Below are 25,009 nucleotides of genomic sequence, written 5' to 3'. Positions count from 1 at the left end.
TAGCTCTGATTAAACTACAGAGCCTTCTAGTTTTGCCACTATCATTTCGGCTATTGGAATAGCCGAAGTAGCTGCAGGTGATGGCGCATTACAGACATGTAGCATTCTAGAGGTTTGGACAAACAGAAAGTCATGTACAAACCCTCCGTTTTTTGTGACCGCCTGCGCGCGTATTCCTGCGTCCGATGGCTGTAAGTCTTCAAGTCTGAGAGAGGGGTAATATTGACGGCATTGTTCTAAGTAGCTTTTCTTACAGGCCGAATTTTTAATCTCGCTAACTCCGGAGCGTAAATTTTTACCGAGAAGCTTCCAAAAGCCTGGATACATGCTGTATTCCAAAACATCGCGAGCATTGAACGCATGTTTTTTGTAACCCTCGCGAGAAAAACCAAGCACAGCATTGGGTCCAACCGTAACCCCTCCGTCAATCATACGAGTTAGATGAATGCCGAGAAATGGAAGCCCAGCTTCTGGCACTGGGTAGATCAGGTGATTTATACTGTTGTTTTTTTCTGACGGTAACCGAAAATATTCACCACGAAAAGGTATAATCTGAAAATCGACATCCAGTCCGGCCATTCCAGCTAAACGATCAGACTGTAAACCCGCGCAAACCACTAATTTATTAGCCTTCCAGGATAGCGCTTCTGATGACACCGATACATGGCTCTCATGCTCCTGAATTGCGACTATAGTTTGACCTAATGCTATTTCCCCACCGGCTTTGGCTATCACGCCAGCCATCACATCTGATACGAGGCGATAATCCACAATACCGGTGCTGTCTACAAACAGTGCGCCCAGACCTGTGATATTGGGTTCGCGTTGCCTTAGCGCCTTAGCTTCAAGTCGTTCAACGTTGAGCCCATTCTGTCTGGCTCGCGCTTCAAGGTTGCTGAGCGAGGCAAGCTGTCGAGGATTAGATGCCACAAGCATTTTCCCGCAAATCTCAAACGGGATCTTGTGTTCTGTACAGAAGGCTTTTGTCAGCTCTGCCCCACGCTTGCACAGTACGGCCTTCAAACTGCCAGGATCGTAGTAGACCCCAGCATGGATGACCCCGCTGTTATGGCCAGTTTGGTGCTTAGCTATCGCTGCCTCTTTTTCCACGAGTACCAACGAAGCGCCTGGATGCGCCCTAAGCAGTTGCATGGCTGTGGCCAGCCCTACTATCCCACCCCCAATCACACAGAAATCGTAGATCATAGAAATCCTTTTAAATGTCAGGTTGTCTGACAACATGATGAGCGATATTTATACTCATGGATGCTCACTAATCCGCCAGATCGATATTGAGCCGTAGCGCGGCAGCCTTGAGATGCATGCGGGCACAGTGAGCGGCTTCAGAGGGATTTCGTTTTGCTATTGCGTCGTAGATTTCACGGTGTTCACGGATGGCACCACTTGGACCTATTTCAAGTTTTGAGGAGTTTTCCCAAGCCATGAAACGAGCCTGGATTAACTGGCTGCCTAAGAAGTCATGGAAGGCAGTCAGATATTCGTTTTTGCACGCAGCTACGATGGCGCAATGAAATTCACAATCTGCCTTGGAGGAGATTTCGAAATTTCCCGCGTTACTCTCCATCAGCAACATGGCATCAGACAGCCGCTTCAAATCTGCATCTGTGTGCCGCTGCGCAGCAACAGACGCTACTTGTATTTCAATCCATGAGCGCAATTCAAACAATTTAGCTAAGCCAGCCGAATGGTCCTCGTTGCTTGGCAGCCGGAAGACCGTTCCACCGGGAGTTTGAGAAACAAAGGAGCCACTGCCGCGACGAATCACTAGCACGCCATCAGCTTTCAGCTGCGAAATGGCCTCACGTACCACGGACCGGCTTACACTGAATTGATCAGCTAACTCATGCTCTGTCGGCATCTTCGACTCTGCTGGGAGCCGTCCGCTCACAATCTCTCTGCGGATCGCAGAGACGACACCTTCGACGAGGGAGTGAGGACGTGGAAAGCTAAGCATAAAGTTTATGTCCTATTGTCAGACAATTATGCTAATTAACTTTGGATCCAGTTGCGATTTTTGCCGACGAATGGCTGTTGTAGTTAGCATGCTTGGTATCGAACTGCCGTGACAGAACGGATTCCACTAGCTCCTACGATACGGTTTTCTCGCCAATCAGGTAGCCGGCATCCGAGGAATGGATTGGCAAATCTTTGTCAGAGAAATCCATATAGGCAGGAGGCAGCTGGAGCCCCCCATAAGCGGCGGGGTTCAATTCAGCTGAAAGTCCCCCTTCTCAGGACACGGTCGTACATTTTGAATGTAGGTCCTGACCATTTCTGATGGCTCGCCTCAACTAACGAACGGCCTTGGAGGCTGGTAACCATCATCGGGGCGTCATCCACCTGGTCATGCCGAGCTGGGGAATGGGTACTCACCTCCGGCTCGTCGTATCCGTAATACTGACGGTGATCCTTCTCGATCACGTCATAGCGCGCCAATGCTCAGTCCTGTTTTACCGTAAAGAATTAATTATCGCTGCCGAGAGCATTACAGGTGAGCAGGTTACAACCTGGCTCGCATTATGAGCAGCAAGCCGCTTGCGCTTTGAATGTACTGACAGAGAAGCCTTGCGATGCTGAAAAAAATGATGGGGGCCTTGCGCACCCTGATGTCCGTGCCTTCCGATAATCCCCGGCTTTTGCAAGCCCAATACGTCGCTTTGTCCCGACAACTGCCGCTGATGTACTTCGTGCTGTTGGTCAATACCTGGGCGCTTGCCTTTACCCATTGGGCGACTGCCCCGATTTGGCTGACGTTGCTGGTGCCGACAGTCCTCACCATCGGGTGCGGCATTCGCGCGCGCAAGTGGCTGCTTACGGTAAACAAGCCGCCGCCAGCTTCAAGCACTATTCTCGAGACGCTTCGCGGCACCAATAGGCTGGTGGGTATCATCTCCACCGCATTTGCGGCATGGTCTTTATCAATGTACCCCTATGGCGATGCCTATACCCAGGCGCAAGTGGCGTTTTTCATGGGCATCACCGTGATTGTGTGCATTTTCTGCATGATGCATTTGCAGTCTGCAGCCTTGATTACCGCAGTGATCGTCAACACAGCGTTCGTTATTTTCTTCGCCTCAACACACAACATCACGTTTATCGCCACGGCGGCAAATATTGTGCTGGTATCGATCGGCATGCTGATCATTCTTCGCTATCAGTACCGCGACTTCACCAGCCTGGTGAACGCCCAGTTCAAGACTGAACAACTGAGCAACGCGAACCTGATGTTGGCCAATCGGGACAGCCTGACCGGCCTGCCTAACCGTCGGCATTTTTTCCAGACACTGGATACGGCGATGAACGAGGCACTGCTACAGCGCAGCGGGCTAGCGGTGGGTGTGCTGGATCTGGACGGGTTCAAGCCGGTCAACGATCTTTATGGCCATAGTGTTGGCGACAGGCTGTTGATGCTGGTCGCCGAACGGCTGACCACTGCTGCGAGCGATACCGTCCACGTGTCTAGGCTGGGCGGTGACGAATTCGCGCTGGTCATCAAGGGCGACATCAGTAACGAGGCGTTACTGATGTTCGGCAAGCACCTTTGCACGTTGATGCATGAAAGTTTCGAACTCTCGGAAATACCGATCCAGATCGGCGCGACTCTGGGTTTCGCAACGTATCCAGCTACCGCCGACAATGCTACCCAATTGTTTGAATATGCCGATTACGCCCTTTACCAAGGCAAGAATCACAACCCCGGGTCCACTTGCCTGTTTTCGGCCAGTCACCGTGAACAACTTAGTGCCGATGGCGTAACCGAGCAGGCATTGCGGCGGGCGAATCTGAAGACGGAGTTTCACGTTTTGTTTCAGCCGATCATTGAAAGCTGTACACGCGAAACAGTGGCTTTCGAGGCGCTGGCACGCTGGGACAGTCCAGTACTCGGCGCGGTATCGCCTGCACATTTCATTCCGATTGCCGAGCGGATCGGCATGATCAACGAGCTGACCGCCCCTTTGTTAACGCAGGCGCTACAGCGAGCAATGTCCTGGCCGTCGCCGATCAGGCTGTCGTTCAATTTGTCGGCCCATGACTGCGCGACCTGGGAAAGCGTCAAGAGAATTGTCGAGATAATCGAAAACAGTGGTTTTGACGCCTCACGACTTGATCTGGAAATCACCGAAACGGCTGTCATGCAGGACATTGACCAGGTTCAACAGGCTATTGTCCGGTTCCGTCAGTTGGGTTGCGGGATTTCCCTTGACGACTTTGGCACCGGTTACACTAGTCTCAGCCAGTTGCACGCCTTGCCGCTGACCAAACTGAAGATTGATCGCAGTTTTGTGAGGTGCGTGCATGACAATCCGGCCAGCTACAAGATCGTCAAGTCGCTGGTGGCCCTAAGCCTGGACATGTCATTAGGATGCGTGATCGAGGGTGTCGAGACGCAGGACGAGCTGAACGCGCTGACGAGTCTGGGCTGCACGATGGTCCAAGGCTACTTCTACAGCCCGCCGATAACGTTCGCCGAAACACTCGTGTGGATTGAGGCGCCGGATGACGAGCGCACGTTCGGTTAGGGAAACTCTGAAAAAGACTTCCTAATTTGGCAAAATCTCCGGACACCAGTCGCCGAGCTTTTCGATGATGAAACAGATGACCTTCGCCGACGCCTAGTATGCCGGCAAGCGCAAGCAGACCCGTAAGGAATTGTTCCTGATCGAGATGGATCAGGTGGTGCCCTGGAAAGGTTTGATTGCCCTGATTGAGCCCTATTATCCAAAAGGAGAAGGTGGCCGGCCCGCCTACCCACTGATGGCGATGCTGCGTGTTCATCTGATGCAGAACTGGTTCGGCTACAGCGATCCGGCGATGGAAGAAGCGCTGTATGAGACGACCATCCTGCGTCAGTTTTCAGGCCTGAGCCTGGAGCGAATTCCAGACGAAACCACCATTCTCAACTTCCGTCGTCTGCTGGAAAAGCACGAGTTGGCGACCGGGATTCTCGGCGTAATTAATGGTTATCTGGGCGACCGTGGCTTGTCGTTGCGTCAAGGCACCATCGTCGATGCCACGCTGATTCACGCGCCCAGTTCGACCAAGAACAAGGATGGCAAACGCGATCCTGAGATGCATCAAACCAAGAAAGGTAACCAGTACTATTTCGGCGCCAAGGCTCACATCGGCGCCGACGACGAGTCAGGCCTGGTGCACAGCGTGGTAGTAACAGCGGCCAATGTGGCAGACGTCACGCAGGTTGCCAAACTGCTGCACGGCGAGGAAAACGTAGTCTGCGCCGACGCAGGTTACACCGGGGTCGAGAAGCGCGAAGAACACGCTGGGCGCAAGGTCATTTGGCAGATTGCCGCCCGCCGCAGCACTTACAAAAAGCACGGAAAACGCAGTATTTTGTACAAGGCGATCCGAAAAATCGAGAAGGCCAAGGCCCAGATTCGCGCCAAGGTCGAGCATCCGTTTCGGGTCATCAAACGCCAGTTTGGCTATGAAAAAGTGCGCTTTCGGGGCTTGGCCAAGAACACCGCGCAGATGGTGACGTTGTTCGCCCTGTCAAACCTGTGGATGGCCCGCCGACATTTGTTGGCGAGCGCAGGAGAGGTGCGCGTGTAATGCAGGAAATGGTTACCGCAAAAGGCTTTGCAGCGGCCGAAAGAGCTAAAAAGCGAAGATAATTGAGCAAATTTCGACATGCATCGTTTTTTGAAAAGTGCTGAGGACTCGGTAGCCGGAAAACATCCGGCTACTTCAGACCTTCCTTAGCCGGACTCGCTCAACGTCTGTCTTCCCTAAACAGTCGCATTAATTGCCCTCAGCCGTCGCAGCTATTTCGAAAATTTAAAACAGCCGATTGAGGCCTTCGCCAATCAGATGTCGCGTTTATTTCAGAAACCGACACTGGTCGCAAATACCATGAGCTGAGTGGCACATAATCCGAGCCAGAGGCTACTGATAGTCGCAATTAATGTGAGCCAGCGGTTTTCGATTGCAAGCCGCTACACGTACCGTTTATCCGGGCCAATGGCGCAGCTGTGGTCGAACTGGTGTTGAACTCCGGCCAAACTCGACCCACCCCGAATCTGCCCCTTTCCAGCCTTTCCGGAGGGAGGTAAAAAGGCACCACGATATGCGATTTGCGCCTCAGGGCAGCCGCCGGATACGGGCTTTTCAACAGCACCGACCGGTAAATTGCGATTACCCAAACCCCGCCTCGGCGGGGTTTTTCATTGGGCGAAGCACAAGGAGACCATTGCAAATGTTGAAAGACTATCGATGCGGGCAGTGCAAGAAGCTGCTGGCCCGCATCGGTTACTACACCGAACTCCAGATCAAGTGCTCCCGCTGCGGGACGTTGAATCATGTGAAGGCCGTGAGCCTTGAGTTATCGCCTTTGAGCGACAGAGGTACAGCAGCGTCGCTGCTGCCTCCCACAACTATTTAAAGGTATCAATTATGTACAATAGCAACTCTGCTGTAAGCCAGCTCCAAAATAGTCCTCTCGTAGATAACATCAAATACCCACCTACTGTCTGGTCCCGCGCCGATGCGCTGAAGGTCAATGAAAATGACCCGACCACGACGCAGCCACTGGTCAGTGCGGACTTTCCGGTCATGAGTGATACGGTATTCATCTGGGACACCATGCCGCTGCGAGAGCTCGACGGCACGGTGGTTTCGGTCAACGGCTGGTCAGTGATCATCACCCTGACGGCGGACCGCCATCCTGACGACCCTCAGTACCTGGGGCCCGACGGTCGCTATGACATCAAGCGTGACTGGGAAGATCGACATGGCCGCGCACGCATGTGCTACTGGTACTCGCGTACCGGCAAGGACTGGATTTTTGGTGGTCGTGTAATGGCCGAGGGGGTATCGCCCACCACTCGAGAGTGGGCGGGCACACCCATACTGTTGAATGACAAAGGCGATATTGATCTCTATTACACCTGCGTCACGCCCGGCGCAGCGATCGCCAAAGTACGTGGCCGTATTGTGACGTCCGATCAGGGCGTGGAGTTGAAAGACTTTACCCAGGTCAAAAAACTGTTCGAGGCCGACGGCACCTATTATCAAACCGAAGCGCAGAACTCAAGCTGGAACTTTCGCGACCCCAGTCCGTTCATTGATCCTAATGATGGCAAGTTGTATATGGTGTTTGAAGGCAATGTCGCCGGTGAACGCGGTTCGCATACAGTAGGGGTTGCCGAACTTGGCCCTGTACCACCGGGTTATGAAGACGTGGGGGGTGCCAGATTCCAGGTGGGCTGTATCGGTCTGGCGGTCGCAAAGGATCTCAGTGGTGAAGAGTGGGAACTACTTCCGCCGTTGGTAACAGCCGTCGGCGTTAACGATCAGACCGAACGTCCGCATTACGTGTTTCAAGACGGCAAGTATTACTTGTTCACCATCAGCCACAAGTTCACATATGCCGATGGTGTTACAGGGCCAGACGGGGTGTACGGTTTTGTCGGCGAACATTTGTTCGGTCCGTACCGGCCAATGAACGCTTCTGGCCTGGTGCTTGGCAATCCGCCCGAGCAGCCTTTCCAGACGTATTCGCACTGCGTCATGCCAAACGGTCTGGTAACTTCTTTCATCGACAGCGTGCCCACCGAAGGCGAGGATTATCGTATCGGCGGGACCGAAGCGCCGACGGTGAGAATCCTCTTGAAAGGGGATCGCTCGTTCGTGCAGGAAGAATATGACTACGGTTATATTCCTGCGATGAAAGACGTGCAACTGAGCTGACACGCCGTTCCCATACCTGAAGAACGTCTGTGAGAGCAGGCGTTCTTCGTTCACTCAGAACCCTAAAGGAGAAACCGCAATGGCAACTGCGAACAAAAACCTCAAGGCGACTTGGGTCGCGACAGTTACGAATCTTGACTGGCCGTCAGTCTCATCTGTGGCCATTACTGATGAGGCTGCACGTGTCAGTAAACAGAAAGAAGAATTGACCGGCATTCTTGATGAGATTGTGGCAATGAAAATGAATGCCGTCATATTCCAGGTTGTTCCCTGCGCAGATGCATTCTACGCATCAGACCTGCTTCCGTGGTCGAAGTACCTGACGGGTACGCTCGGGAAGAATCCCGGCTTCGACCCACTGGCTTATGCTATCGAGCAGGCACATGCTCGCAATATTGAGCTGCACGCATGGGTGAACCCGTACCGCGTATCAATGAACGCCAGCGATGCCACAATCGAAGAGCTGAACAACTCATCATCTGACTCACCGGCCAGTGTGTTTAAAACGCATCCTGAATGGACGGGAACCGCAGCGAACCGCTTTGTTCTCAACCCCGGGATACCTGAAGTTCAGACGTGGGTTAGTAGTATTGTTGAAGAAATTGTCACTAAATACGATGTTGATGCCATTCAATTCGATGATTATTTTTATTATGAAACTGCCGGCTCGCTGCTGCAGGATGATGCCACCTATCAGAAATACAATACGAACTTTACCACGAAGGCCGACTGGCGGAGGAATAACACTTATTCGCTGGTTGATACATGCCATAAAAAAATAGCCGCCGTAAAAGCGGATGTCTTGTTTGGCGTCAGCCCGGCAGGCGTCTGGCGGAATAAATCTGACGACCCGCTGGGGTCTGATACGCAGGCCGGTGCGTCTAATTACGATTTCGCGTATGCAGACACACGAAAATGGGTCATTGACGGCATCATTGATTATATCGCCCCGCAGGTATACTGGCCGTTTGCTCGTGAGGTTGCGCGTTATGATGTCATCACACAGTGGTGGGCGGATACCGTCAGCGGAACTGGCACAGCGTTATATATTGGTATGGCTCTGTATAAAGTGGGAACGGCATCAGAAACCGAGCCCGACTGGACTGTCGAGGGGGGCGTGCCTGAAATTACCCGTCAGCTTGACCTGAATGATTCTCTGACTGAAGTTTCCGGGTGCATGTTATTTCGACATATGTTTCTGCGGGCCTCACAGACTCAGCAGGTGGTCGACTACCTGAAGCTTCGCTGGGCTGACGTCTAATATTGTATTGTCGGGGCTTGGGGAACAACGTAACAGAAAGTGCACTTAAGCCCAGTGCCTGTCCGTACCCCCTAATGCAGCCTGGCCAATACGATAAAACCACGTTTTATGATACCGCTTCAGCGAGCGCCACGGTAGGTGATATCACCCTGAAAAGCGGTGCCATAAACTCGTTCAGAAAATCAAAGTTCGCTAATCCTCGCAATCTGAGGGGATTAGCAAATTCTAACCATGCCTTACGTTGGTTTTCAGTTCCATTGCTCCCTACCCCCCCGTTTTTGGAGGGTTGAAAGCTACCTCGAATGGAGTCACGCCGAGCAAGCCTACATCCTACCAGCCCCTGCCGTTGGCCTGCCGCCGCCTGGCGGCAGTCTTCACGCTATCTAAAGGAAAATGACGATGAACGTTCGCCTTTTAAAGCACCGCCACGCAGGCTGCTAGAGCCGAGCCGCTGGCGGCGAGTTTTGCCCGTACGCACCTTGCATGAGATTCCCAATGGAAAAATCCGAAGAAGACCTGTGCTGCACTTGCCGCACCGAAAATTCCGACGCGCAGTAGATAACGTTGAACCAACAGTAGAAAAGCAGTCACTCATAGCTTGGGCTGCCGTTTAAGGAACTGCTGTTTTATTCGGTTTTCGTCCCAGCAATGCTTTGGGAGCATTGGTTTACAAAGGGGCAGCAACTGGGTTTTTAATAAATAAAGCCTTCCTAAGCTTTGACAAAAACACATATATTCCGCCTAGCCCGCCAATTATAAATAGTTCTAAAATTCTCAGACACGAGAAATAGGAGAGATTCATGAGCACAATTAAGAAAGGTATTGATCTATCGCATTTTCAAGGTGATATTGATTTTAAAAAAGTTTTTGAGGCTGGCATTGAGTATGCCTTTATCAAGTCAACAGAAGGCGCTACCGTACAGGACAATAAATACACTACGTATCGTACTGACGCTAGAGCCGTCGGAATTAAAACGGGGGCATATCATTACTTTCGTGCGCTCAGCAGCTCGCCGGAAGCACAACGAGATAACATAGTTAGTACACTTACTGCTGCCGGCTTCGATGCATCTACTGAGTTTTTTGCAATCGATGCGGAGCTCGAAGGTAACGAAAAAGCTACCCCGGACGAAATGGCTGACAACCTTCATAAACTGCTAACTTTATTGTATAACGAAAAAATCCTAAAGAGCAAAAAACCATTTATATATTGCGATAACAACTTCTGGATGAATCATATTTTAGGAGAAAAATATGCATTTAGTGAATACCCTCTGTGGATCGCTAATTGGGATGTCAGTGAACCTAAAGTTCCAGCTTCATGGGAGGTAGCAGGTAAAAGCTGGTCAATTTGGCAGCACAGTAACAAAGGTCGCATCGCGGGCATTGAGGTTGATGTAGATCTTAATTGGGTTCGTACTTGATCCAGTGACTTTGCGAAAGCATGTTTATCATTCAAAAAAGTAGGGTTTTTTGGACGATAAAGCCGAATATGTTGCCGCTGATGCAGAATTAACCCAGCTGCCGAAATTTCGCTGACCCAAGCTTCTACTCCGTAAAGCGTTAGCAGGTCTGACTTTGGGCTGAATACTTATGGGGCGACGCCAAGTCGGCACGTGGGTCAATTCTGCATCAGCGGTAACAGGCCTGGTGATCACCGAGTGGCGTTTTACCTTTACTGGTTTCAATACGTGGTCGCTTTAGCCCATGCACCAGATTGCCGCCGGTGACCGCGTTGTTTTCTTGGAGGTGATCAAAGAGGCTGGCCAGCGCTACCAATTTGCGTTCTTGACACCTGCCACCGCCTCGATGCTTGAGCACATCCACCTCTCTTCATAAGAAGTGGATCCAATGGTCTTATTTACTATATATTGTGTCTTTATTTGTATGATAGTACTACATGATGGTGATGGCGCTTTGTATGCCTTTTCATCGCCTGAACACGAATCTGCCGAAAGTGAGCACTATGGATGATCAGCTTGATGTACCGATTTATCACGTCCTGGCGCTTTCCGGCGGGGGGTACAGGGCTCTATACACCGCAACGATCCTGAAGGAGTTTGAAGAGGTGCTAGGCAAGCCCATTGCCTCGCACTTCGACCTAATATGCGGCACATCTGCGGGAGGGCTTCTGGCGCTTGGGCTGGCGAGCGAAATTCCCGCCAGCGAATTGAAGGTCTTGTTCGAAAAGCAAGGGAAGGAGATTTTTGCCAGTCGGGATTTTAAGCGCAAAGGGCTTGGATTCTGGAAAAAAGCTAAGCATTCCAACGCTGGTCTTAGGGCAGTGCTTGAGCGGCGCTTCGGTACCACGACCATCGGCGAGTTGAAGCACCGCGTGCTGATCCCTTCGGTAAACTACACCACAGGCAAAGGTCAGTTTTTCAAAACCCCCCATCATCCGACGTTTGAGCGTGACTACCAGATGACATTAGTGGATGTGGCACTCGCGACATCCGCCGCTCCCGTTTACTTCCCCTCAGTTCGGAATGATAGGGGCGTCTTCGTCGATGGCGGGCTTGTTGGCAATGCTCCAGGCCTCTTCGGTCTTCATGAGATCCGCACCTTCCTTGCTCCTGATCGAAATGCTCGGGTCCGTGTCCTTGCTATCGGCACTATGACGGTATGTAGTGGTCAACTGATCCCGGACACGACGTTAAGGTTTTTCTCGTACTGAGCGGGCGCCATTCCATCATTGAACTGGTGTGGCCGAATCCAGTTGTAACGATGCATCAGGTAATGACTGATATCCCGCTGAGCCTCTTGGACCGTCATGTAGCCCACGGTCGGTATCCACTCAGTTTTCAAGCTGCGGAACACACGCTCCATCGGCGAGTTGTCGTAGCAATTACCCCGGCGGCTCATGCTCTGGCGTATGCGGTATCGCCAAAGCCGCTGGCGAAACTGTCGGCTCCCGTATTGGACGCCCTGGTCGGAATGAAACAGCAGGCCCTGAGGCTTGCCGCGTTGCTCATAAGCCATGTCCAGCGCCTTGATCACCAAGTCCGTATCCGGTTTGTTCGAAAACGCCCAGCCCACCACCCGACGCGCGTAAAGATCCATAACCACCGCCAGGTAATGCCATTTTCCTTGCGCCCAGATGTAGGTGATGTCGCCACACCAGACCTGATTGGGCGCGGGTACATCGAACTCCCGATTCAAAATGTTCGGAATGTCAGGCCGCTCCACTGTTGCTTTTTTATAAGCATGCGAGCCTGGTTGCTTGCTGATTAATCCCAGCTCCCGCATCAAGCTACGCACCTTGAACCGACCGATTTGCTCGCCATCCGCCTGCATCATCGACACGATACTGCGGCTGCCGGCAGCGCCTCGACTTTGCCCGAACAGCTCATTGACTCGGCTAAGTAAACGAACCCGCTCGGCGTCTGGAGACCGACGCCGCAGGCAATGGTTGTAGTAGCACGAGCGAGGTACCTCGAACACTTCGCACAGCAATTCGATTGGCTCATGGACACTGAGCTGATCAATCAGCGCATGCGCTCGTGCTCTTCCGACATCAAGAGCGCGGTGGCCTTTTTTAAAATGGATTTCTCCCGCTCAAGACGGGCGATCCGGGCTTCGAGCTCCTGGATTTTTTGCTGCTCGGGCGTGAGGGCTTTGCTCTGTGGAGTGACACCGTTGCGCTCTTGTTGAAGCTGGTTGACCCAGCGACGCAGCGCAGATTCGACCACCCCAAGCGAGCGGGAGGCTTCGATATGGCTATAGCCTTGATCGAGCACGAGGCCTGCGGCCTCGCGTTTGAATTCAACGGAAAAGGTACGGCGTTGTTTGGTCATCAGACACCTCTATCTGGCGATATTCTCGCCTAAATGAGTGTCCGGAACCATTAGACCACTACAGGGCAACGCCAAGTCGGCACATGGGTCAATTCTGCATCAGCGGTAACAGGCCGCAGAGTTCCAGCACCTGCCCTTGATGCCGGCGGCGGTCGAGTGGTTCGCTAATATCGACAACCCATGCACGCGCCGAGCGTTCCGTAAGGGCCTTGCTCACCGGTTTTTTGCCGTACGGATACAACTTCGGTTCACTCGACTTCCACAAACGGCCCACCGCGCCCTACTTGTAACGACCTGCAATTGAGATGGCCTCGACCTGCAATCATCGCGTTTTTCGACCGGGATTGATTGCGTCTATCTGGCACCGCGAACCAGCATTGACTGCAAACGAACCTGCGTCCAGCCACTTCGACCTGCAATCGAGCGCAACCGACCAGGATTAAATGCGACTGAAAAACCGATCATTTTGGCGTCCATCAAACAGTGGTCTTCAGGCTAGCGTTTTTGTCTCTTTAGGCTCTAGATTTTTTGACCGAACTATATCAAAAATGAAAATCAACCCTATTGAGACATCAAAAACGCCTCAGACACGCGTCCCGCAAGGGTGTACTCGAATGAGACAGAAACAGCGTGCGCTCACTCGCAGTCAATTCCGGTTCATGACGGTCGATTGCAGGTCGGATCAGATGAATGCAGGTTCATTCGCAAATAATCTCGGTCTGCTGGCTCGGATAGACGCAATATTGCAGGTCGGTGCCATTTCGATTGCAGGTCGTTACAACTAGTGCAGCCGACTCCTGACATTCCGTGCAGTCGTCATTCTGAGAATGACACCATCATCTGCTTACGACTTCTTCCTGGGTTTTGTTATTAGCCCTTAACAAGAGCTGTCACAAACCTTACGGTCCCATTTTCTTCCACAACTGCTCCCAGCGGACCATTGCCGTTGCTTGCACCCGCCCCAGTGCGACTGAATTCGACCGGAACATCCATTGCCCCAAGAGTTGCCTGAATAGCGTCAACTTTTGAAACGCTGGCGCGTGAACTGCTGTCGCCCCCGTGAATTGCTGCCTTGGGCGAATATCCTTGTGAGCGGAGCTCATCGATATAGCTTTTGATTTGCCACTGCGCTCTGCGATTTTCCGGCATGACGTGGAAAATGCGCGCTTTTCCCTTGTTTTGCGAAGGATTTTCCCCGCCTACCGCAACCCCTACGCAAAGATCCAGACCGTCAGTCATACACAGGACGCCTGGCTTCGAGGTTCCGGTGGACGCTGTTGCGGTGGAGGAGGTTGAGTAGCCAACGCCCTTGATTGGCTTGTTTCGATTCAACAAAAATTCCTCACTTGTTCCAGAGGGCCGTCTGATCCGAGCTGAAGCTAGACGTGCCGGGAAGGCTTCCTCATGACTGCGATCTTTCATAGGTGTGCTTGAGTGGCTGCGCTCGGATTGATTCTCACGGGCAGACATTTGTTCCAGCTGGGGGAAATTAGTCGGGTTATATGAATAGCGAGTTATATTATTTGCCATGACGCTCACCTTTTTGATGTCCGTGAAAAGTATACGCAGCGACCGCTGCACCTGCCCAGAGGGCCGCGAATTTATCTGCAAGAATCCGAACCAAGAACGGCTAACAAAACCCTTTGACTATTGTCTCGCTAGCGGCAAAGTAGTTGTAGCGGCTCGCGTTTGAAAACACGCCTGCTCGCAATCAGCGCCTTTTTCGGCTCAGATTATTTGCGTGTATCCGGTGCAGTTGGCTCAGATTAACTGCATCACAGCTTACGATATTTGCGACCAGCTCAAATTGCAGGTTGCTCGGCTCGCGCTTTTTGCAACTGCTAGATTGCGGTACTTGAGTGGCCCTCGAGATGGATTCGGTTCCATACAAAGGTAATGAGCATGAGCAAACGCAGAGCGTTCGGGGACGTTGTTCAGGTGCAGGACGATGAAGGCGAGCCCCCGTATCTGGTGAAGCTGATCCCAACAGCGGACGGGGCGCAACCGGACGGCTGCATGTCCGAATGCGGTGATTCTGACTGCCGTGAGTGGCGGATTGCAGAAGTCCTCGATGACAAGGCCCTGCCGACCGGGGAGCGGATCTACCACGTCACTGAATGCAACATGAGTGACCCAACTAGTTAACGGAAATTCTGACTGACTGCATGCGCCGATATCACTAGAGGGATCGAAAATGAAATTAAAGTATTTGTTACTGGCCTGCTTCTTGATGACGGGTCGGGTGATGGCTGAAGCGGATTTATCTGAGCAATGGTGCTCTGGAACTCAGGGTTTGGGAGTAACGAAACAGAATGTGCACTTAGCCCAGCTCCTGAAGACCACTGTTTGATGAACGCTAAATCATCGGTTTTTCAGTCGCATTTAATCCTGGTCGGTTGCGCTCGATTGCAGGTCGAAGTGGCTGGACGCAGGTTCGTTTGCAGTCAATGCTGGTTCGCGGTGCCGGATAGACGCAATCAATCCCGGTCGAAAAACGCGATGATTGCAGGTCGAGGCCATTTCGATTGCAGGCCGTTACACCTACTGATCCAGATGGTGGATATCGTGGGCCTACCCTGGCTTCTAAACTATTACTTTATCGGTATTCCCCTATGGCGATAACCTCGTGACCAGCGCCTGACCATTAAAAGCCCTCCTTCTCAAGACACGGTCGTACATTTCGAATGTAAGTCCTGGCCATTTCTGATGGCTCGCCTCAACCAACGAACGGCCTTGGAGGCTGGTAATCATCATCGGGGACGTCATCCATCGGGTCATGCCGAGCTGGGGAGTGTGTACTCACCTCCGGCTCGTCGTAGCCGTAATACTGACGGTGATCCCTCTCGATCACGTCGTAGCGCACCAACTGTTCTGGATCGGTCACTTGGAACACATACTGACTTCCGCGATGGTTGACGCCACATCCCGCATCAAGCACCTGGTCTACGAACTGGTCATCACCAATGATCCTCACAGCGTCACCGCTTTTCGTGGATACCAGGTTGGCGGCCAGCCGATAATTGTCCAACTCATCGTCGTCATTGAACCCCGGTTTTACGTGGACGAAATCGCCACGGTCGATCACACCCGCCCTGCCATCGCGCAGATATTCGACAGTGCCGTCACGATGCAAATGTGACGTGTAAGAGCGCAGGTGATAGACAGCAGAATCATCTGCCTGGCCGCATTGGATCAGACGATCAAACCCACCGTCCGGAGTGCGCTCCTTCCGCTTTTCTCGATACACAAATCCACGCAGTTGACTGACAGCCGCAACGTCTCCTCTGAGAGCTTGCTGCTCGACCCAGGGACGGTATGCAAGCGGACGAAGCAAGCCCTTTTCGGCAAGCGCTTGCCGCTCATCACGAAGCTCGATGCGCAACTCAGCCATGGCTTTCATCCGGTCGAACTCGGCAACTCGATACAGCAACTTGCGAAGCAAAGGATCGTGCTGAGAGCGTTTGACGTCCGCCTTCATTGCCTGGTACCGAGCAGCCACTTGCTGGTATCGATCCTTGACATGAAGATCAGGTTTTTCCCATCCTTCACGATAGCGTTTGTAGCGCATTTTTAAGTCCAGCCGAGCCTCAGCTCTCGCCTGCCGGCGATCGAAACGCACGTCTTTATCTCGGAGTTCAAATGCAGGCTGGTAATAGGAAGAAATACCATAGCTCCATTCTTCATGTTCGAAGGTGGGTGGTCCTTCAAACGGGCCTATGTGGGCCTCCAATCGAAACTTGGTCAGCGTTGGATGAACCGAAGAAGCCTTGACCACAGGACCCTCGGGGCGCAAGAAATCATAGATCACCAAACCTTCGCCTTGCTCCCTCAATCCCAAGCCACGCTCATGCAGGGCCAGATGGATTTGACGCCAGGTAATCTCTCGCGATTCGATAAGCTCAGATATTTTTTCGCGCACCTCACGCACAGCGTAATGATAGAGACTCTCGGTGTTGGAATAGACCTGCAATGGCACAGTCCCTTGCGGAGCACTGCCATACCGAAAAGGCGCACGGACCAATTGGTCGTTGACACCCCACTGCCAACTCCCATTGTCCTGAATGAATCCGTATTTGCGTTCGAGGACTCGGCAGCTTTTCTGCAACGTGTCAGCATCATTCCACAAGGCGGCGGCTTTGTAGGTAATAGGATTGACTCGGTTCACGGCTACATGACAGTGCGTATTGTCGGTGTCCTGGTGAATAGCGGTGACGTACTGATGCCCTTCCATGCCCAGCTGACGAATGCAGTGTTCGGCGCATTCGAATATCTGCGCATCAGTAGGCAGTTCGTTTTCACGCCACGACAAGATGAAGTGATAGACCGGGTCTTGGCAGCGACGACTCTGGGCGGCAACCATGTTCATTTCCGCCGCCGATGTCTCCCAGGAGAAGCAGTTTGTCTCGCAAGAAATGCCTCCACTGATCAAGCGCTGACGGCCATCGGGGAACACGTCGGTGATTACGACAGCACGGTTGTCACCATCATTTCGATCCGCATAATCGACAAGCCGATCGAACATCGCTTTCTTGGTGCGCGAAGCATTCTGGCGAGGCGCAGCGCTGACTAGATCATCATCTTTGGGCTTGTCCCCACGGTCGCTGATGTAGCTCACCAGCCGGTTGAAGCTGGAGCCCTTATCGCCGCGTTTCGGGGGGATGATGACGTTCATGGCTGATGGGCTACTTGATGCGAGTCTGGGACAGATCGATGGCATTGACGGCATTTCGGATGGCGACCAACACGTCAGAGAATTGCTTGCTCAGATCAGTTGTCATGCTGTCCTGCATCTGGTTGAACAGATGCTTTTGCAAGCCTCCGAGCTGTAGCAACGCGGCCATTAGCTTCTTGTCAGTCGGTGTCTTGATTTTGCGATTCAGCGCAGCACGACGCATCAGATCTGAAACAGATATCTCGGCAGCCAGCGCTTTTTCGCGAATCAAGGCTGCATCCTCTTCAGTGCAACGAATTTCGATCCTCACCGTTGCTTGACGCGCTGTGCTTTTCGACATGCTCTGACTCAACCTTAACTAACTGAATGACGCTGTCGGGGTGTCGGGGTGTCGGGGCGGAGCCCTGATCCGGGTTTTGTCGGATGGACCGCGTGCGGGCCGTCCGTACAAAACATTTCCAGTCATATCTTATGATCTGGATTCAGCCTGTAGACTACCATTTTGGCTCAAGACCGCCTAGGGCCAAAGCAGAGAAGCGGCTGCGGTGGTGGCTGGTTGGGGTTTTCGATGCGTTCAGGCGATCCTCACAGCTCATACGGGCGGCCATGCTTTGACCGGCAGGAAACGGCCCTTAGAGGGTTGGCTCGTCTAATTGCCCCACCACAATCTGCCTGAGCATGCAAAACCACACTGTCATCGATTGACCGCTTCCTGATATCCTCGACGACTAACGGGCGCCCTGCCCTATGATCGGGTGCTGGGTATCGATCAATATCATTCGGAATCGCGCAATGGCGAAGCAAAAGACGTTTACCCAAAAAGAGTTGGAAGCCGCACGCCAGAAACTCGCTGAGCTTCCAGACCTGAGCCAGGACAAGCTGAGCCAGGCGGAAGTGCTTCAATCACTGAAAGCGGAAATAGTTAAGCTATGCGCAGCGAAAGGCTACACAGTCATCGAGGTCAAGCAAGCGCTTGCTGACGTGGGCTTGAATGTGACTGCCAAGGAAATTACTGAATTGACGTCTTCTCGCAAACGCGCTGTCCCTCGCGTTAAAGCGCAGACGGCTTAACGTCCGCTTACGTTAAAAAATGAGCAAAAAAAAACCCCACATCGTGGGGCTTCTTTTCTGCAATTTTCGTCAGTTAATGCGCTGCTAGGTCGATTTGTTTCGATTCGCCTTTGCTGTTTGTTACAACGAACGTACAAGCCGTATCGGGCTCTCCTGCTGCAATGCGTTCTTGAAAATATCGCTCCGCTACTTCCTGGGCGGCTGCCTTGTGGTCGCCGGGGTTTTCGCTGTACATGGTCCAGGTTACGATATACGGGCCCATGGTGTTCTCCTCCGTTAGGGTGTGGTGTGCCCGGACAGATCATGTCCGGGCTTGAGATTAGGCGGCGAGCTGACGGCTTTGCAGAGCCTGTGCGAGCACCCACAGTGCGCGATTCAATTTCACATCCTGATCAATGCCATTAACTGCCCTCGTTGTCGTGCGTCGGCCTTGCTTGTTGCGCCCGGTCAAACCGCCTTTTATGGTGTTTTCCTGAACTCGATTGAAGGTGGTCCAAAGGTCGCCGCTACGGTCCTCCCGACGGCGTGGCATGAGCAACTGGGACGGGGTAACAGGCGCAGGTCCTTCTGCCGGATCGTAGCGATAAGCCAGGGCAGCCAATGCAAAGGCCTCTTGCTCGTCCTGGTCTAATTGTTGATGCTTCATGTCAGCGGTTATGTGGTCGATCTGTTCGAAATGCTTCAACACTTCGAAGGCGCCTTCGATCACGCCATTTACCACATCACCACGGCCGCTATGGCGCACTTTCTGGTCAGCGGCAACGTCTCCCAGTACCAGTCCATTTGCACACACGAAACGGAATTTGCCTCCAATCATCTGATAGCTGCTGCTGCCATCGTGGCTGTTGAGAAGGATGATTTCGTTGGCTTCCTGGTCCAGGATCTGGCTCGCATGGCGCAGGCGCAGCATGTGCTTGGTGTGCTCACGTTTGCCCTGGTCACGCACGCGTGTCTGACAGGCCATGAATGGTTCAAATCCTTCGGCGCGTAGCGCATCAAGTACCTGCACGGTCGGGATATACAGATAACGTGCCGACCTGCTGTCGTGCGCTTCTTCGGCGAAGATGGAAGGCACATAGTGGGCGATCTGATCGTTGCTCAGTGGGACGTCACTGCGGATCATGCATGGGTTACGGAAGTTGCTGGACATACGCATATTTTTTCTCCTGGTGTAGCGCCCGGCCTGACGGGCGCAAGCGGGGTTAAGCGGCGAAAAGGTCGCCCTGGCGGTCGGCGTAGCTGCACCAGCGGGCAAACGATTCATTGCCGCACCAGGTCTGAATTTTTTCCACGAAACCTTCACGACGCGCTGTGGTGATTAGCTCGGCGATCACCTCGGCCGAGTCACCCATTTCAAAGCAGTTGTCGAACTGGCGTTCGCCCAGGCCTTCGAAACCGTTGTCCCAAAGTTCATACCGGACTACGGCGTCTACCAGGTCATGCTTGAACGTCAGCACCAGGAACTCGACGCGGGCATTGAACTTGTGTACCTGGCGACTCAGTTTCAGCAGCTTTTTGCAGATCTCGACCTGACCGCTTGTGAAGCGCTTCATCAGCTGTTGCTTTGCTTGCCTGTTCATTTCGTCTCACCTCTGTGCTGGCTTAGCTGAGTGCCTTTCGCCGATGCGCTTAGGTCGATCGGGCGCATAGGTGCGTGACAAGGGCGCGATGCGAGGCCGCAGCTAAGGGAGCGAAGCGAGTCTGAACGGGGGAGTGTCGCGGGCGCAGCCGAACCCTTGTCAGGTGCCGCGCTCGATCTACCGTCAAGCGCACGGCGAAAGGTGCGCAGCAAAGCCTGCAGGTGATACGGGAAGTACAGGCAGCGACGGCAAGCGGAGCGCGCAGGCCGAGAGGCCGGAGGCGTTAGAGCCGGCTTGCCGGCGAGGATTGAAGCCCGAAGGGGCGAGACGGGCCGGCTTCATGGCCTGGCTCGATGCGCAGCACGAAAGCCCGGCCCTGAGCGCAGCGAAGGGAACGCACGTCAGAGGTTGTCAACGATCGAGCTGCACCGAGGCCCAAACAGCCAGGGCACTCCTCTCCTATTGCGATTGAGCAGATCTGAGTGATTGAGCTAATGCCAGAACATCACCTGCAACTGCAGGGGGCAGCCAGGCTTCGACATTGACCCAATCAGCCGGGACACCCTCTAGTAGCAGCACGAGCAGGCCCAACGTATTGACGATCAAACTCCGTTTACGCCACTTCACTTTTTTGCCTGCGCCGTCTTCAGATATGCGAAGCCTATAGATCTCTGAGTTGACGATCGTCATTTTTACTGTATATATATACAGCTATCTCATGCCTCGATACCATCAGTTCTGAGAGTGAGATTTTGCAAGGTGACGCACAAATTAAGGAGAAAGACATGTCACAGAACGAGATTACACTGCCCCCTATCATCGTTACGCCTGATCCACCACTGCCTCAGCCTCCAGGTCCTATTCCAGGAGGTGGTGTGATTGCCAAGCCGCTGCCATGGGACGGTAAAGTGCCTGCAGACGCTGAAATTGATAAGTTCTTTAGTCAGCAAGGAATTAAAGGTGAGCAGTACACGATTTCTGTGGTGGCAACGGTAGCCACTACTCAACGAAACATTGAGCAAGCCTTTACGGCCTATTTGCCGCAATTACCGGCAGACATTGACGCAGAAATTGCTGCTGCAGTCGGGCCCAATCCTTTATCCGCACTTGAAAAGGCCAAAACTGAAAAAAGTGTGGTGGATAACCTGATCACGCAGAACACTGCAGAACTGGCAAATGCCAACGCAGCAGCCAGCGCTTTTTTTGGCAGAAATGTGTTGGCAGTAGAAATTAAAAAAAGCGCAGTAGATTTTGTAAATATCTTTCAATCAAGACAAGATCGTGGCACCCCGCTCGAGGTTTTCAAAAGTTGGGAAGCGTCAGCTACCGCCGCCTATGCTGCGAAAATTATTGAGGAGAAGATCCGAATACTCACGGAAAAGTCAGCTGCACTTTTACAGACCGTGGCTACGGCGCAGGCTGAAGAGGATGCTCGCATTGCTGCAGAGGCAGAAGCTAAACGCTTGGCTGATGAGGCAGCGGCTGCAGAGGCCAAACGCTTGGCTGATGAAGCAGCGGCTGCAGAAGCCAAACGCTTGGCTGATGAAGCAGCGGCTGCGGAAGCCAAACGCTTAGCTGATGAAGCAGCAGCTGCGGAAGCCAAACGCTTAGCTGATGAAGCAGCAGCTGCGGAAGCCAAACGCATTGCCGAAGAGCAGGCTCGTATTGCTGCAGAGGCTGTTCGGACAGCTAATACATTCCGTGCGCCTGGCCCGCTTTCGGCTACCGCTCCCGTTATCATGACGGCTGCGGGAACGATTGCCGTTATCGAAGCGGCGACAGTTACCTTGCAAGCAGCTATCCGCTCCGCTGTTGCCGCGCTAACTAATTTAGCCGCTGGTACGGCTTCGGGGCTTTTGGTCGGCGTGTCAGCTTTGGTCTATTCACCCAAACTGGCTAACGGAGAGTTACCTGAGCGTTATGCTTTCAACACACCATTGTCGGATCTGACGCCTGAGCTGGGTAAAGACTTGCCAGCGATTGCGGCATCTGGTGGTACTGTTGATTTGCCATTTCGACTTAGCTCTAAAACAGCAGCAGATGGGCAGTCTGAAGTTTTTGTTGTCAAGACCGATGCTTTGACAGCATCGTCGAAAGTAAGAGTGGTATCAGCTGTTCTTGATGTAGAGCAGAACACCTATAGCGTGACGACGGGAGATGTACCACCCAGGATATTGACTTGGACACCGATTGTCAGTCCTGGGAATAGCTCAACAACATCGCCTGCTGAACAGCCAGCTCCACCCGTGTATACGGGGGCTGCAGTAACGCCCGTTGAAGGGAGGATAGATGCATTCCCGGCTGTTTCAGAAGCCAGTTTTGATGATTTCATTACGGTTTTTCCGGCAGACTCTGGTTTACCACCCATCTATACGATGTTCCGGGATCGGCGAGAAGATCCGGGCGTTGCAACAGGTGTCGGTCAACCTGTATCGGGGATCTGGCTAGGGGCTGCATCGCTAGGTGAAGGGGCTCCCATTCCATCGCAGATTGCTGATCAGCTTCGCGGCAAGGAGTTCAAGAACTTCAGAGACTTTCGGGAGAACTTCTGGAAAACTGTAGTCAATGATCCAGAGCTTGCCAAGCAATTTATTACCCCAAATAGAGATCGCATGATCACTGGTAAAGCTGCTAAGTCTAGAAAAACTGATACAGTGGGTAAACGTTCATCTTTTGAGATTCATCACATTGATGAGGTGGCAAAAAATGGAGATGTTTATAATGTTGACAATATGCGAGTATTGACGCCTAAGCGTCATATAGAAATCCATAAAGGAGTAAAATAATGGACCTTAAAAATAGTATTGCAGAATACACAGAGTCTGAGTTTTTGGAGTTCATGAAGGAAATATTTAAAGAGAACGTCGCCAAGACAGATGACCAACTAGACATACTCTTGGCGCATTTCGAAAAAATTACCGAGCATCCTGAAGGCACTGACCTTATTTATTATGCTTCTTCAGATGCAGATAGCACGCCTGAGAAAATTATTAATAAGGTAAAAGAGTGGCGATCCGCCAACGGTAAGCCAGGCTTCAAAACAGCTTAGCTTAAGTAAGTGCTGATTTATTTATTGCTCCCTATAAATCAAGGCGTGAGGCTTGACGGAGTGAAAACGGAATAAATCCGCGGTTCCTTAAGTCAATTGAACCCAGTTACCGAGTAAACTTCGGTGACTGGTTTTTTGTTAGGGAGACGCTGATTTATTCTAAAGCACAGCTGTTGCCCCCTGATAAATCAAGGCCTCCAGAGCGTTGCAGGGACGAAAAATCGAATAAATCAGCGGCTCCCTAGTGTGCTGTTCGCGAAATATCTTTTCGTTATTTTCGGCTACACTTCAGATGTCATCCCAGCCGTGGAGAGCTTATCGTGAGCGCTCTGGACATCACGCTTAGCCTTGAAGAAACGATCGAACTCAAACGACGCGTTCGCTCTGCCACCATACCTCAGCGAGAGGGTCGTCGAGCACGCATAATCCTGCTGGCTGCCGAAGGCGAAACCCGAGACAACATTGCACGTTTGACGGGCTTTTCCTGCCCAACGATCACGCTCTGGTGCCAGCGTTTCCAGGCTCGTCGACTGGACGGACTGGTCGACGAACCTGGGCGTGGACGCAAGTCATCTTTGCCTGCCGAGACAGTTCGCCGTGTCCTGGAACAGGTCACCCGTCCTCGCATCGGAGAACCACGCTGGAGCTGTCGGAGCATGGCAAAGGCGGCGGGTATTTCCTCGACCACCGTCCATAAGCTGTGGGCTGCCAATGATTTAAAGCCCCACCTGACGCGCACATTCAAGTTGTCCAACGATCCGCAGTTTGAGGAGAAATTCTGGGATGTGATCGGGCTTTATCTGGCCCCACCGGATAAGGCTTTAGTGTTGTGCTGTGATGAGAAAAGCCAGGTTCAGGCGTTGGAGCGAACACAGCCGGGTTTGCCTTTGGGCATCGGTCATATCCAGACTAAATCCCATGATTACACCCGTCATGGCACGGTCACGTTATTCGCCGCACTGGATTACCTCCAAGGAAAATTGATCAGCAGCATCGAGCGTCAGCACCGGCATCAAGAGTGGTTGGCCTTTCTCAAGCCTGAATCTTCCAAGGATCTTGATAACAAAGGGATGGTGCAGCCGATACTGCCCAAAAGCAGGAACGTTGCTATGTTCGGCAGCCACACCTTAACACCCGAGTAATCCATTTTTCAGCCCTGTATTGGCTTCGGCAACCGCAAGATATATTGAGTTCACCAAGAAATTGAGGCGACTTGCTTCCAAGAGTCGATATCAGCTCGAGTCGGCACCATCCACGGTTTTCGTTGTTGAAGCTTTCCAATTACTGATTTCGAATAGCCAGTTAGAAGACTGTAGTCAACTTGAAGGTTGGGGTCAGTCCTAACTTCTTCAGAAACAACCATACCTATGAATTTTTTATAGAAACCAGCATGATTAGCACGCACCTCACCGGTGACAAAATCAATATTCTCAATGGTTTGTATCGCCATTGTTGCTTTAAGAAGTGCACAAGCAGCAATTGGGAAATTCCCCCCACCCGTGATGGCGAACCTACTGAACTCCAGAATGTTCGGGCTGGAATTCGAGATGCATTGATCTATATGATCTTTCCAGAGCTCATAGCCCAGCAGCCTATCAATCGTGTCTCTGTTGGCTCGAATGATCCGCATTGTGCCAATCGGCTCATTCTTTTGGAATGCAATGAGCGAATCTACCCAAGGATATTCGTCCGTAGCATCGAATCCCATGCGTTTACCATTGTTGCTCAACTCATATTTTGCGTATGCATTGATTCTCAACTCATGCACAACTTTCTTGTCTTGAAGTGATTCAGAGAGCCGGACGGTTATGCCAGAAAATATGTTTTTCATAAATTGCGATTAATCATTCGTTATTG

General features: G+C 52.2%; 20 protein-coding genes and 4 pseudogenes. 12 read left to right on the top strand and 12 right to left on the bottom strand.

From position 1 onward, the window contains the following. Positions 1-9: 9 nt before the first annotated feature. On the bottom strand, positions 10-1,206 hold the full coding sequence (gene lhgD / locus LJU29_RS28590) for an L-2-hydroxyglutarate dehydrogenase (RefSeq protein WP_122320630.1): 1,197 nt from the start codon (positions 1,204-1,206) through the stop codon (positions 10-12). Between the two features lie 67 nt (positions 1,207-1,273). Then, positions 1,274-1,975 carry a FadR/GntR family transcriptional regulator gene (locus LJU29_RS28585; RefSeq protein ID WP_122320626.1) on the bottom strand — a complete coding sequence of 234 codons (702 nt, stop codon included), beginning with the start codon at positions 1,973-1,975 and terminating at the stop codon, positions 1,274-1,276. 616 nt (positions 1,976-2,591) lie between these two features. Here LJU29_RS28585 and LJU29_RS28580 point away from each other — a divergent pair. The 6 genes from LJU29_RS28580 (at position 2,592) to LJU29_RS28555 (ending at position 10,410) form a co-directional block, all read left to right on the top strand. Next, complete coding sequence (locus tag LJU29_RS28580) at positions 2,592-4,541, top strand: putative bifunctional diguanylate cyclase/phosphodiesterase (protein ID WP_122320628.1); 1,950 nt, start codon at positions 2,592-2,594, stop codon at positions 4,539-4,541. A 130-nt stretch (positions 4,542-4,671) separates the two neighbouring features. After that, complete coding sequence (locus LJU29_RS28575; RefSeq protein ID WP_257113103.1) at positions 4,672-5,589, top strand: IS5 family transposase; 918 nt, start codon at positions 4,672-4,674, stop codon at positions 5,587-5,589. A 643-nt stretch (positions 5,590-6,232) separates the two neighbouring features. Then, positions 6,233-6,418 (top strand): Com family DNA-binding transcriptional regulator, encoded by a 186-nt coding sequence (locus LJU29_RS28570; protein ID WP_053486578.1) that lies wholly within the window; start codon positions 6,233-6,235, stop codon positions 6,416-6,418. A gap of 11 nt (positions 6,419-6,429) precedes the next feature. Then, positions 6,430-7,725 (top strand): glycoside hydrolase family 68 protein, encoded by a 1,296-nt coding sequence (locus LJU29_RS28565; RefSeq protein WP_257113102.1) that lies wholly within the window; start codon positions 6,430-6,432, stop codon positions 7,723-7,725. 79 nt (positions 7,726-7,804) lie between these two features. Then, on the top strand, positions 7,805-8,986 hold the full coding sequence (locus LJU29_RS28560; RefSeq protein ID WP_257113100.1) for a glycoside hydrolase family 10-like protein: 1,182 nt from the start codon (positions 7,805-7,807) through the stop codon (positions 8,984-8,986). Between the two features lie 800 nt (positions 8,987-9,786). Then, positions 9,787-10,410 carry a glycoside hydrolase family 25 protein gene (locus tag LJU29_RS28555; RefSeq protein ID WP_257113098.1) on the top strand — a complete coding sequence of 208 codons (624 nt, stop codon included), beginning with the start codon at positions 9,787-9,789 and terminating at the stop codon, positions 10,408-10,410. A 220-nt stretch (positions 10,411-10,630) separates the two neighbouring features. Here LJU29_RS28555 and LJU29_RS28550 read toward each other — a convergent pair. Beyond that, a pseudogene (locus tag LJU29_RS28550) lies at positions 10,631-10,804 on the bottom strand (tyrosine-type recombinase/integrase); the annotation flags it as partial. A gap of 148 nt (positions 10,805-10,952) precedes the next feature. Between LJU29_RS28550 and LJU29_RS28545 the strand changes: the two are divergent. Continuing rightward, positions 10,953-11,609: pseudogene (locus tag LJU29_RS28545) on the top strand (CBASS cGAMP-activated phospholipase); the annotation flags it as partial. Between the two features lie 8 nt (positions 11,610-11,617). Here LJU29_RS28545 and LJU29_RS28540 read toward each other — a convergent pair. Then, positions 11,618-12,780, bottom strand: a protein-coding gene (locus LJU29_RS28540; protein WP_122320854.1) for an IS3 family transposase whose coding sequence is annotated in 2 segments (ribosomal slippage) — positions 11,618-12,525 and positions 12,525-12,780 — 1,164 coding nt in all. Because the reading frame shifts where the segments join, the coding sequence is not laid out codon by codon here. Between the two features lie 870 nt (positions 12,781-13,650). After that, positions 13,651-14,202, bottom strand: coding sequence for a XopAF/AvrXv3 family type III secretion system effector (gene xopAF, locus LJU29_RS28535; RefSeq protein ID WP_306459412.1), 552 nt, complete (start codon positions 14,200-14,202; stop codon positions 13,651-13,653). A gap of 480 nt (positions 14,203-14,682) precedes the next feature. Here xopAF and LJU29_RS28530 point away from each other — a divergent pair, with 480 nt between their 5' ends. Next, a complete protein-coding gene (locus LJU29_RS28530; RefSeq protein WP_005748331.1) occupies positions 14,683-14,925 on the top strand; it encodes a hypothetical protein in 243 nt (80 codons plus the stop codon). Between the two features lie 571 nt (positions 14,926-15,496). On the opposite strand, the gene traI is transcribed toward LJU29_RS28530, so the two are convergent. Both traI and mobA read right to left on the bottom strand, forming a co-directional pair. Continuing rightward, positions 15,497-17,452 carry a TraI/MobA(P) family conjugative relaxase gene (traI, locus tag LJU29_RS28525; protein WP_257113096.1) on the bottom strand — a complete coding sequence of 652 codons (1,956 nt, stop codon included), beginning with the start codon at positions 17,450-17,452 and terminating at the stop codon, positions 15,497-15,499. Positions 17,453-17,462: 10 nt separating this feature from the next. Continuing rightward, positions 17,463-17,792: a plasmid mobilization protein MobA gene (gene mobA / locus LJU29_RS28520; RefSeq protein ID WP_003344297.1), complete on the bottom strand. Its 330-nt coding sequence runs from the start codon at positions 17,790-17,792 to the stop codon at positions 17,463-17,465. 452 nt (positions 17,793-18,244) lie between these two features. On the opposite strand from mobA, the gene LJU29_RS28515 reads away from it, so the two are divergent. Beyond that, positions 18,245-18,523: a mobilization protein gene (locus LJU29_RS28515; protein WP_122320676.1), complete on the top strand. Its 279-nt coding sequence runs from the start codon at positions 18,245-18,247 to the stop codon at positions 18,521-18,523. A gap of 73 nt (positions 18,524-18,596) precedes the next feature. On the opposite strand, the gene LJU29_RS28510 is transcribed toward LJU29_RS28515, so the two are convergent. The 4 genes and pseudogenes from LJU29_RS28510 to LJU29_RS29975 form a co-directional block, all read right to left on the bottom strand. Beyond that, a complete protein-coding gene (locus LJU29_RS28510; protein WP_007247499.1) occupies positions 18,597-18,785 on the bottom strand; it encodes a hypothetical protein in 189 nt (62 codons plus the stop codon). A gap of 57 nt (positions 18,786-18,842) precedes the next feature. Continuing rightward, complete coding sequence (locus tag LJU29_RS28505) at positions 18,843-19,679, bottom strand: DUF932 domain-containing protein (protein ID WP_257113092.1); 837 nt, start codon at positions 19,677-19,679, stop codon at positions 18,843-18,845. Between the two features lie 46 nt (positions 19,680-19,725). Continuing rightward, a complete protein-coding gene (locus LJU29_RS28500; protein ID WP_007247501.1) occupies positions 19,726-20,103 on the bottom strand; it encodes a hypothetical protein in 378 nt (125 codons plus the stop codon). Positions 20,104-20,562: 459 nt separating this feature from the next. After that, a pseudogene (locus tag LJU29_RS29975) lies at positions 20,563-20,673 on the bottom strand (TrfB-related DNA-binding protein); the annotation flags it as partial. A 215-nt stretch (positions 20,674-20,888) separates the two neighbouring features. Here LJU29_RS29975 and LJU29_RS28495 point away from each other — a divergent pair. The 3 genes and pseudogenes from LJU29_RS28495 to LJU29_RS28485 all read left to right on the top strand — a co-directional run. Further along, positions 20,889-22,889 (top strand): pyocin-S2/colicin E7-DNase domain-containing protein, encoded by a 2,001-nt coding sequence (locus tag LJU29_RS28495; RefSeq protein WP_257113090.1) that lies wholly within the window; start codon positions 20,889-20,891, stop codon positions 22,887-22,889. Continuing rightward, the gene (locus LJU29_RS28490) at positions 22,889-23,152 is read left to right on the top strand and encodes a bacteriocin immunity protein (protein ID WP_005759799.1); all 264 of its coding nucleotides are present in this window, start codon (positions 22,889-22,891) and stop codon (positions 23,150-23,152) included. Before LJU29_RS28495 ends, LJU29_RS28490 begins: the two co-directional genes overlap by 1 nt. A gap of 320 nt (positions 23,153-23,472) precedes the next feature. Beyond that, positions 23,473-24,189: pseudogene (locus LJU29_RS28485) on the top strand (IS630 family transposase); the annotation flags it as partial. Between the two features lie 155 nt (positions 24,190-24,344). Here the strand turns inward: LJU29_RS28485 and LJU29_RS28480 are convergent. Further along, the gene (locus LJU29_RS28480) at positions 24,345-24,983 is read right to left on the bottom strand and encodes an N-acyl amino acid synthase FeeM domain-containing protein (protein ID WP_257113088.1); all 639 of its coding nucleotides are present in this window, start codon (positions 24,981-24,983) and stop codon (positions 24,345-24,347) included. Positions 24,984-25,009: the final 26 nt, after the last annotated feature.

The sequence above is a fragment of the Pseudomonas ficuserectae genome, from assembly GCF_024584585.1.
Taxonomy (GTDB): Bacteria; Pseudomonadota; Gammaproteobacteria; order Pseudomonadales; family Pseudomonadaceae; genus Aquipseudomonas; species Aquipseudomonas amygdali.
Note: the sequence above shows the minus strand (reverse complement) of the source record. Positions and strands in the feature narration are given on the sequence as shown.

What these genes read in the sequence shown, in the direction of transcription:
- lhgD (WP_122320630.1), bottom strand. Translation starts at nt 1,206, where the DNA reads ATGATCTACGATTTCTGTGTGATTGGGGGTGGGATAGTAGGGCTGGCC.
- LJU29_RS28585 (WP_122320626.1), bottom strand. Translation starts at nt 1,975, where the DNA reads ATGCTTAGCTTTCCACGTCCTCACTCCCTCGTCGAAGGTGTCGTCTCT.
- LJU29_RS28580 (WP_122320628.1), top strand. Translation starts at nt 2,592, where the DNA reads ATGCTGAAAAAAATGATGGGGGCCTTGCGCACCCTGATGTCCGTGCCT.
- LJU29_RS28570 (WP_053486578.1), top strand. Translation starts at nt 6,233, where the DNA reads ATGTTGAAAGACTATCGATGCGGGCAGTGCAAGAAGCTGCTGGCCCGC.
- LJU29_RS28565 (WP_257113102.1), top strand. Translation starts at nt 6,430, where the DNA reads ATGTACAATAGCAACTCTGCTGTAAGCCAGCTCCAAAATAGTCCTCTC.
- LJU29_RS28560 (WP_257113100.1), top strand. Translation starts at nt 7,805, where the DNA reads ATGGCAACTGCGAACAAAAACCTCAAGGCGACTTGGGTCGCGACAGTT.
- LJU29_RS28555 (WP_257113098.1), top strand. Translation starts at nt 9,787, where the DNA reads ATGAGCACAATTAAGAAAGGTATTGATCTATCGCATTTTCAAGGTGAT.
- xopAF (WP_306459412.1), bottom strand. Translation starts at nt 14,202, where the DNA reads ATGAAAGATCGCAGTCATGAGGAAGCCTTCCCGGCACGTCTAGCTTCA.
- LJU29_RS28530 (WP_005748331.1), top strand. Translation starts at nt 14,683, where the DNA reads ATGAGCAAACGCAGAGCGTTCGGGGACGTTGTTCAGGTGCAGGACGAT.
- traI (WP_257113096.1), bottom strand. Translation starts at nt 17,452, where the DNA reads ATGAACGTCATCATCCCCCCGAAACGCGGCGATAAGGGCTCCAGCTTC.
- mobA (WP_003344297.1), bottom strand. Translation starts at nt 17,792, where the DNA reads ATGTCGAAAAGCACAGCGCGTCAAGCAACGGTGAGGATCGAAATTCGT.
- LJU29_RS28515 (WP_122320676.1), top strand. Translation starts at nt 18,245, where the DNA reads ATGGCGAAGCAAAAGACGTTTACCCAAAAAGAGTTGGAAGCCGCACGC.
- LJU29_RS28510 (WP_007247499.1), bottom strand. Translation starts at nt 18,785, where the DNA reads ATGGGCCCGTATATCGTAACCTGGACCATGTACAGCGAAAACCCCGGC.
- LJU29_RS28505 (WP_257113092.1), bottom strand. Translation starts at nt 19,679, where the DNA reads ATGCGTATGTCCAGCAACTTCCGTAACCCATGCATGATCCGCAGTGAC.
- LJU29_RS28500 (WP_007247501.1), bottom strand. Translation starts at nt 20,103, where the DNA reads ATGAACAGGCAAGCAAAGCAACAGCTGATGAAGCGCTTCACAAGCGGT.
- LJU29_RS28495 (WP_257113090.1), top strand. Translation starts at nt 20,889, where the DNA reads ATGTCACAGAACGAGATTACACTGCCCCCTATCATCGTTACGCCTGAT.
- LJU29_RS28490 (WP_005759799.1), top strand. Translation starts at nt 22,889, where the DNA reads ATGGACCTTAAAAATAGTATTGCAGAATACACAGAGTCTGAGTTTTTG.
- LJU29_RS28480 (WP_257113088.1), bottom strand. Translation starts at nt 24,983, where the DNA reads ATGAAAAACATATTTTCTGGCATAACCGTCCGGCTCTCTGAATCACTT.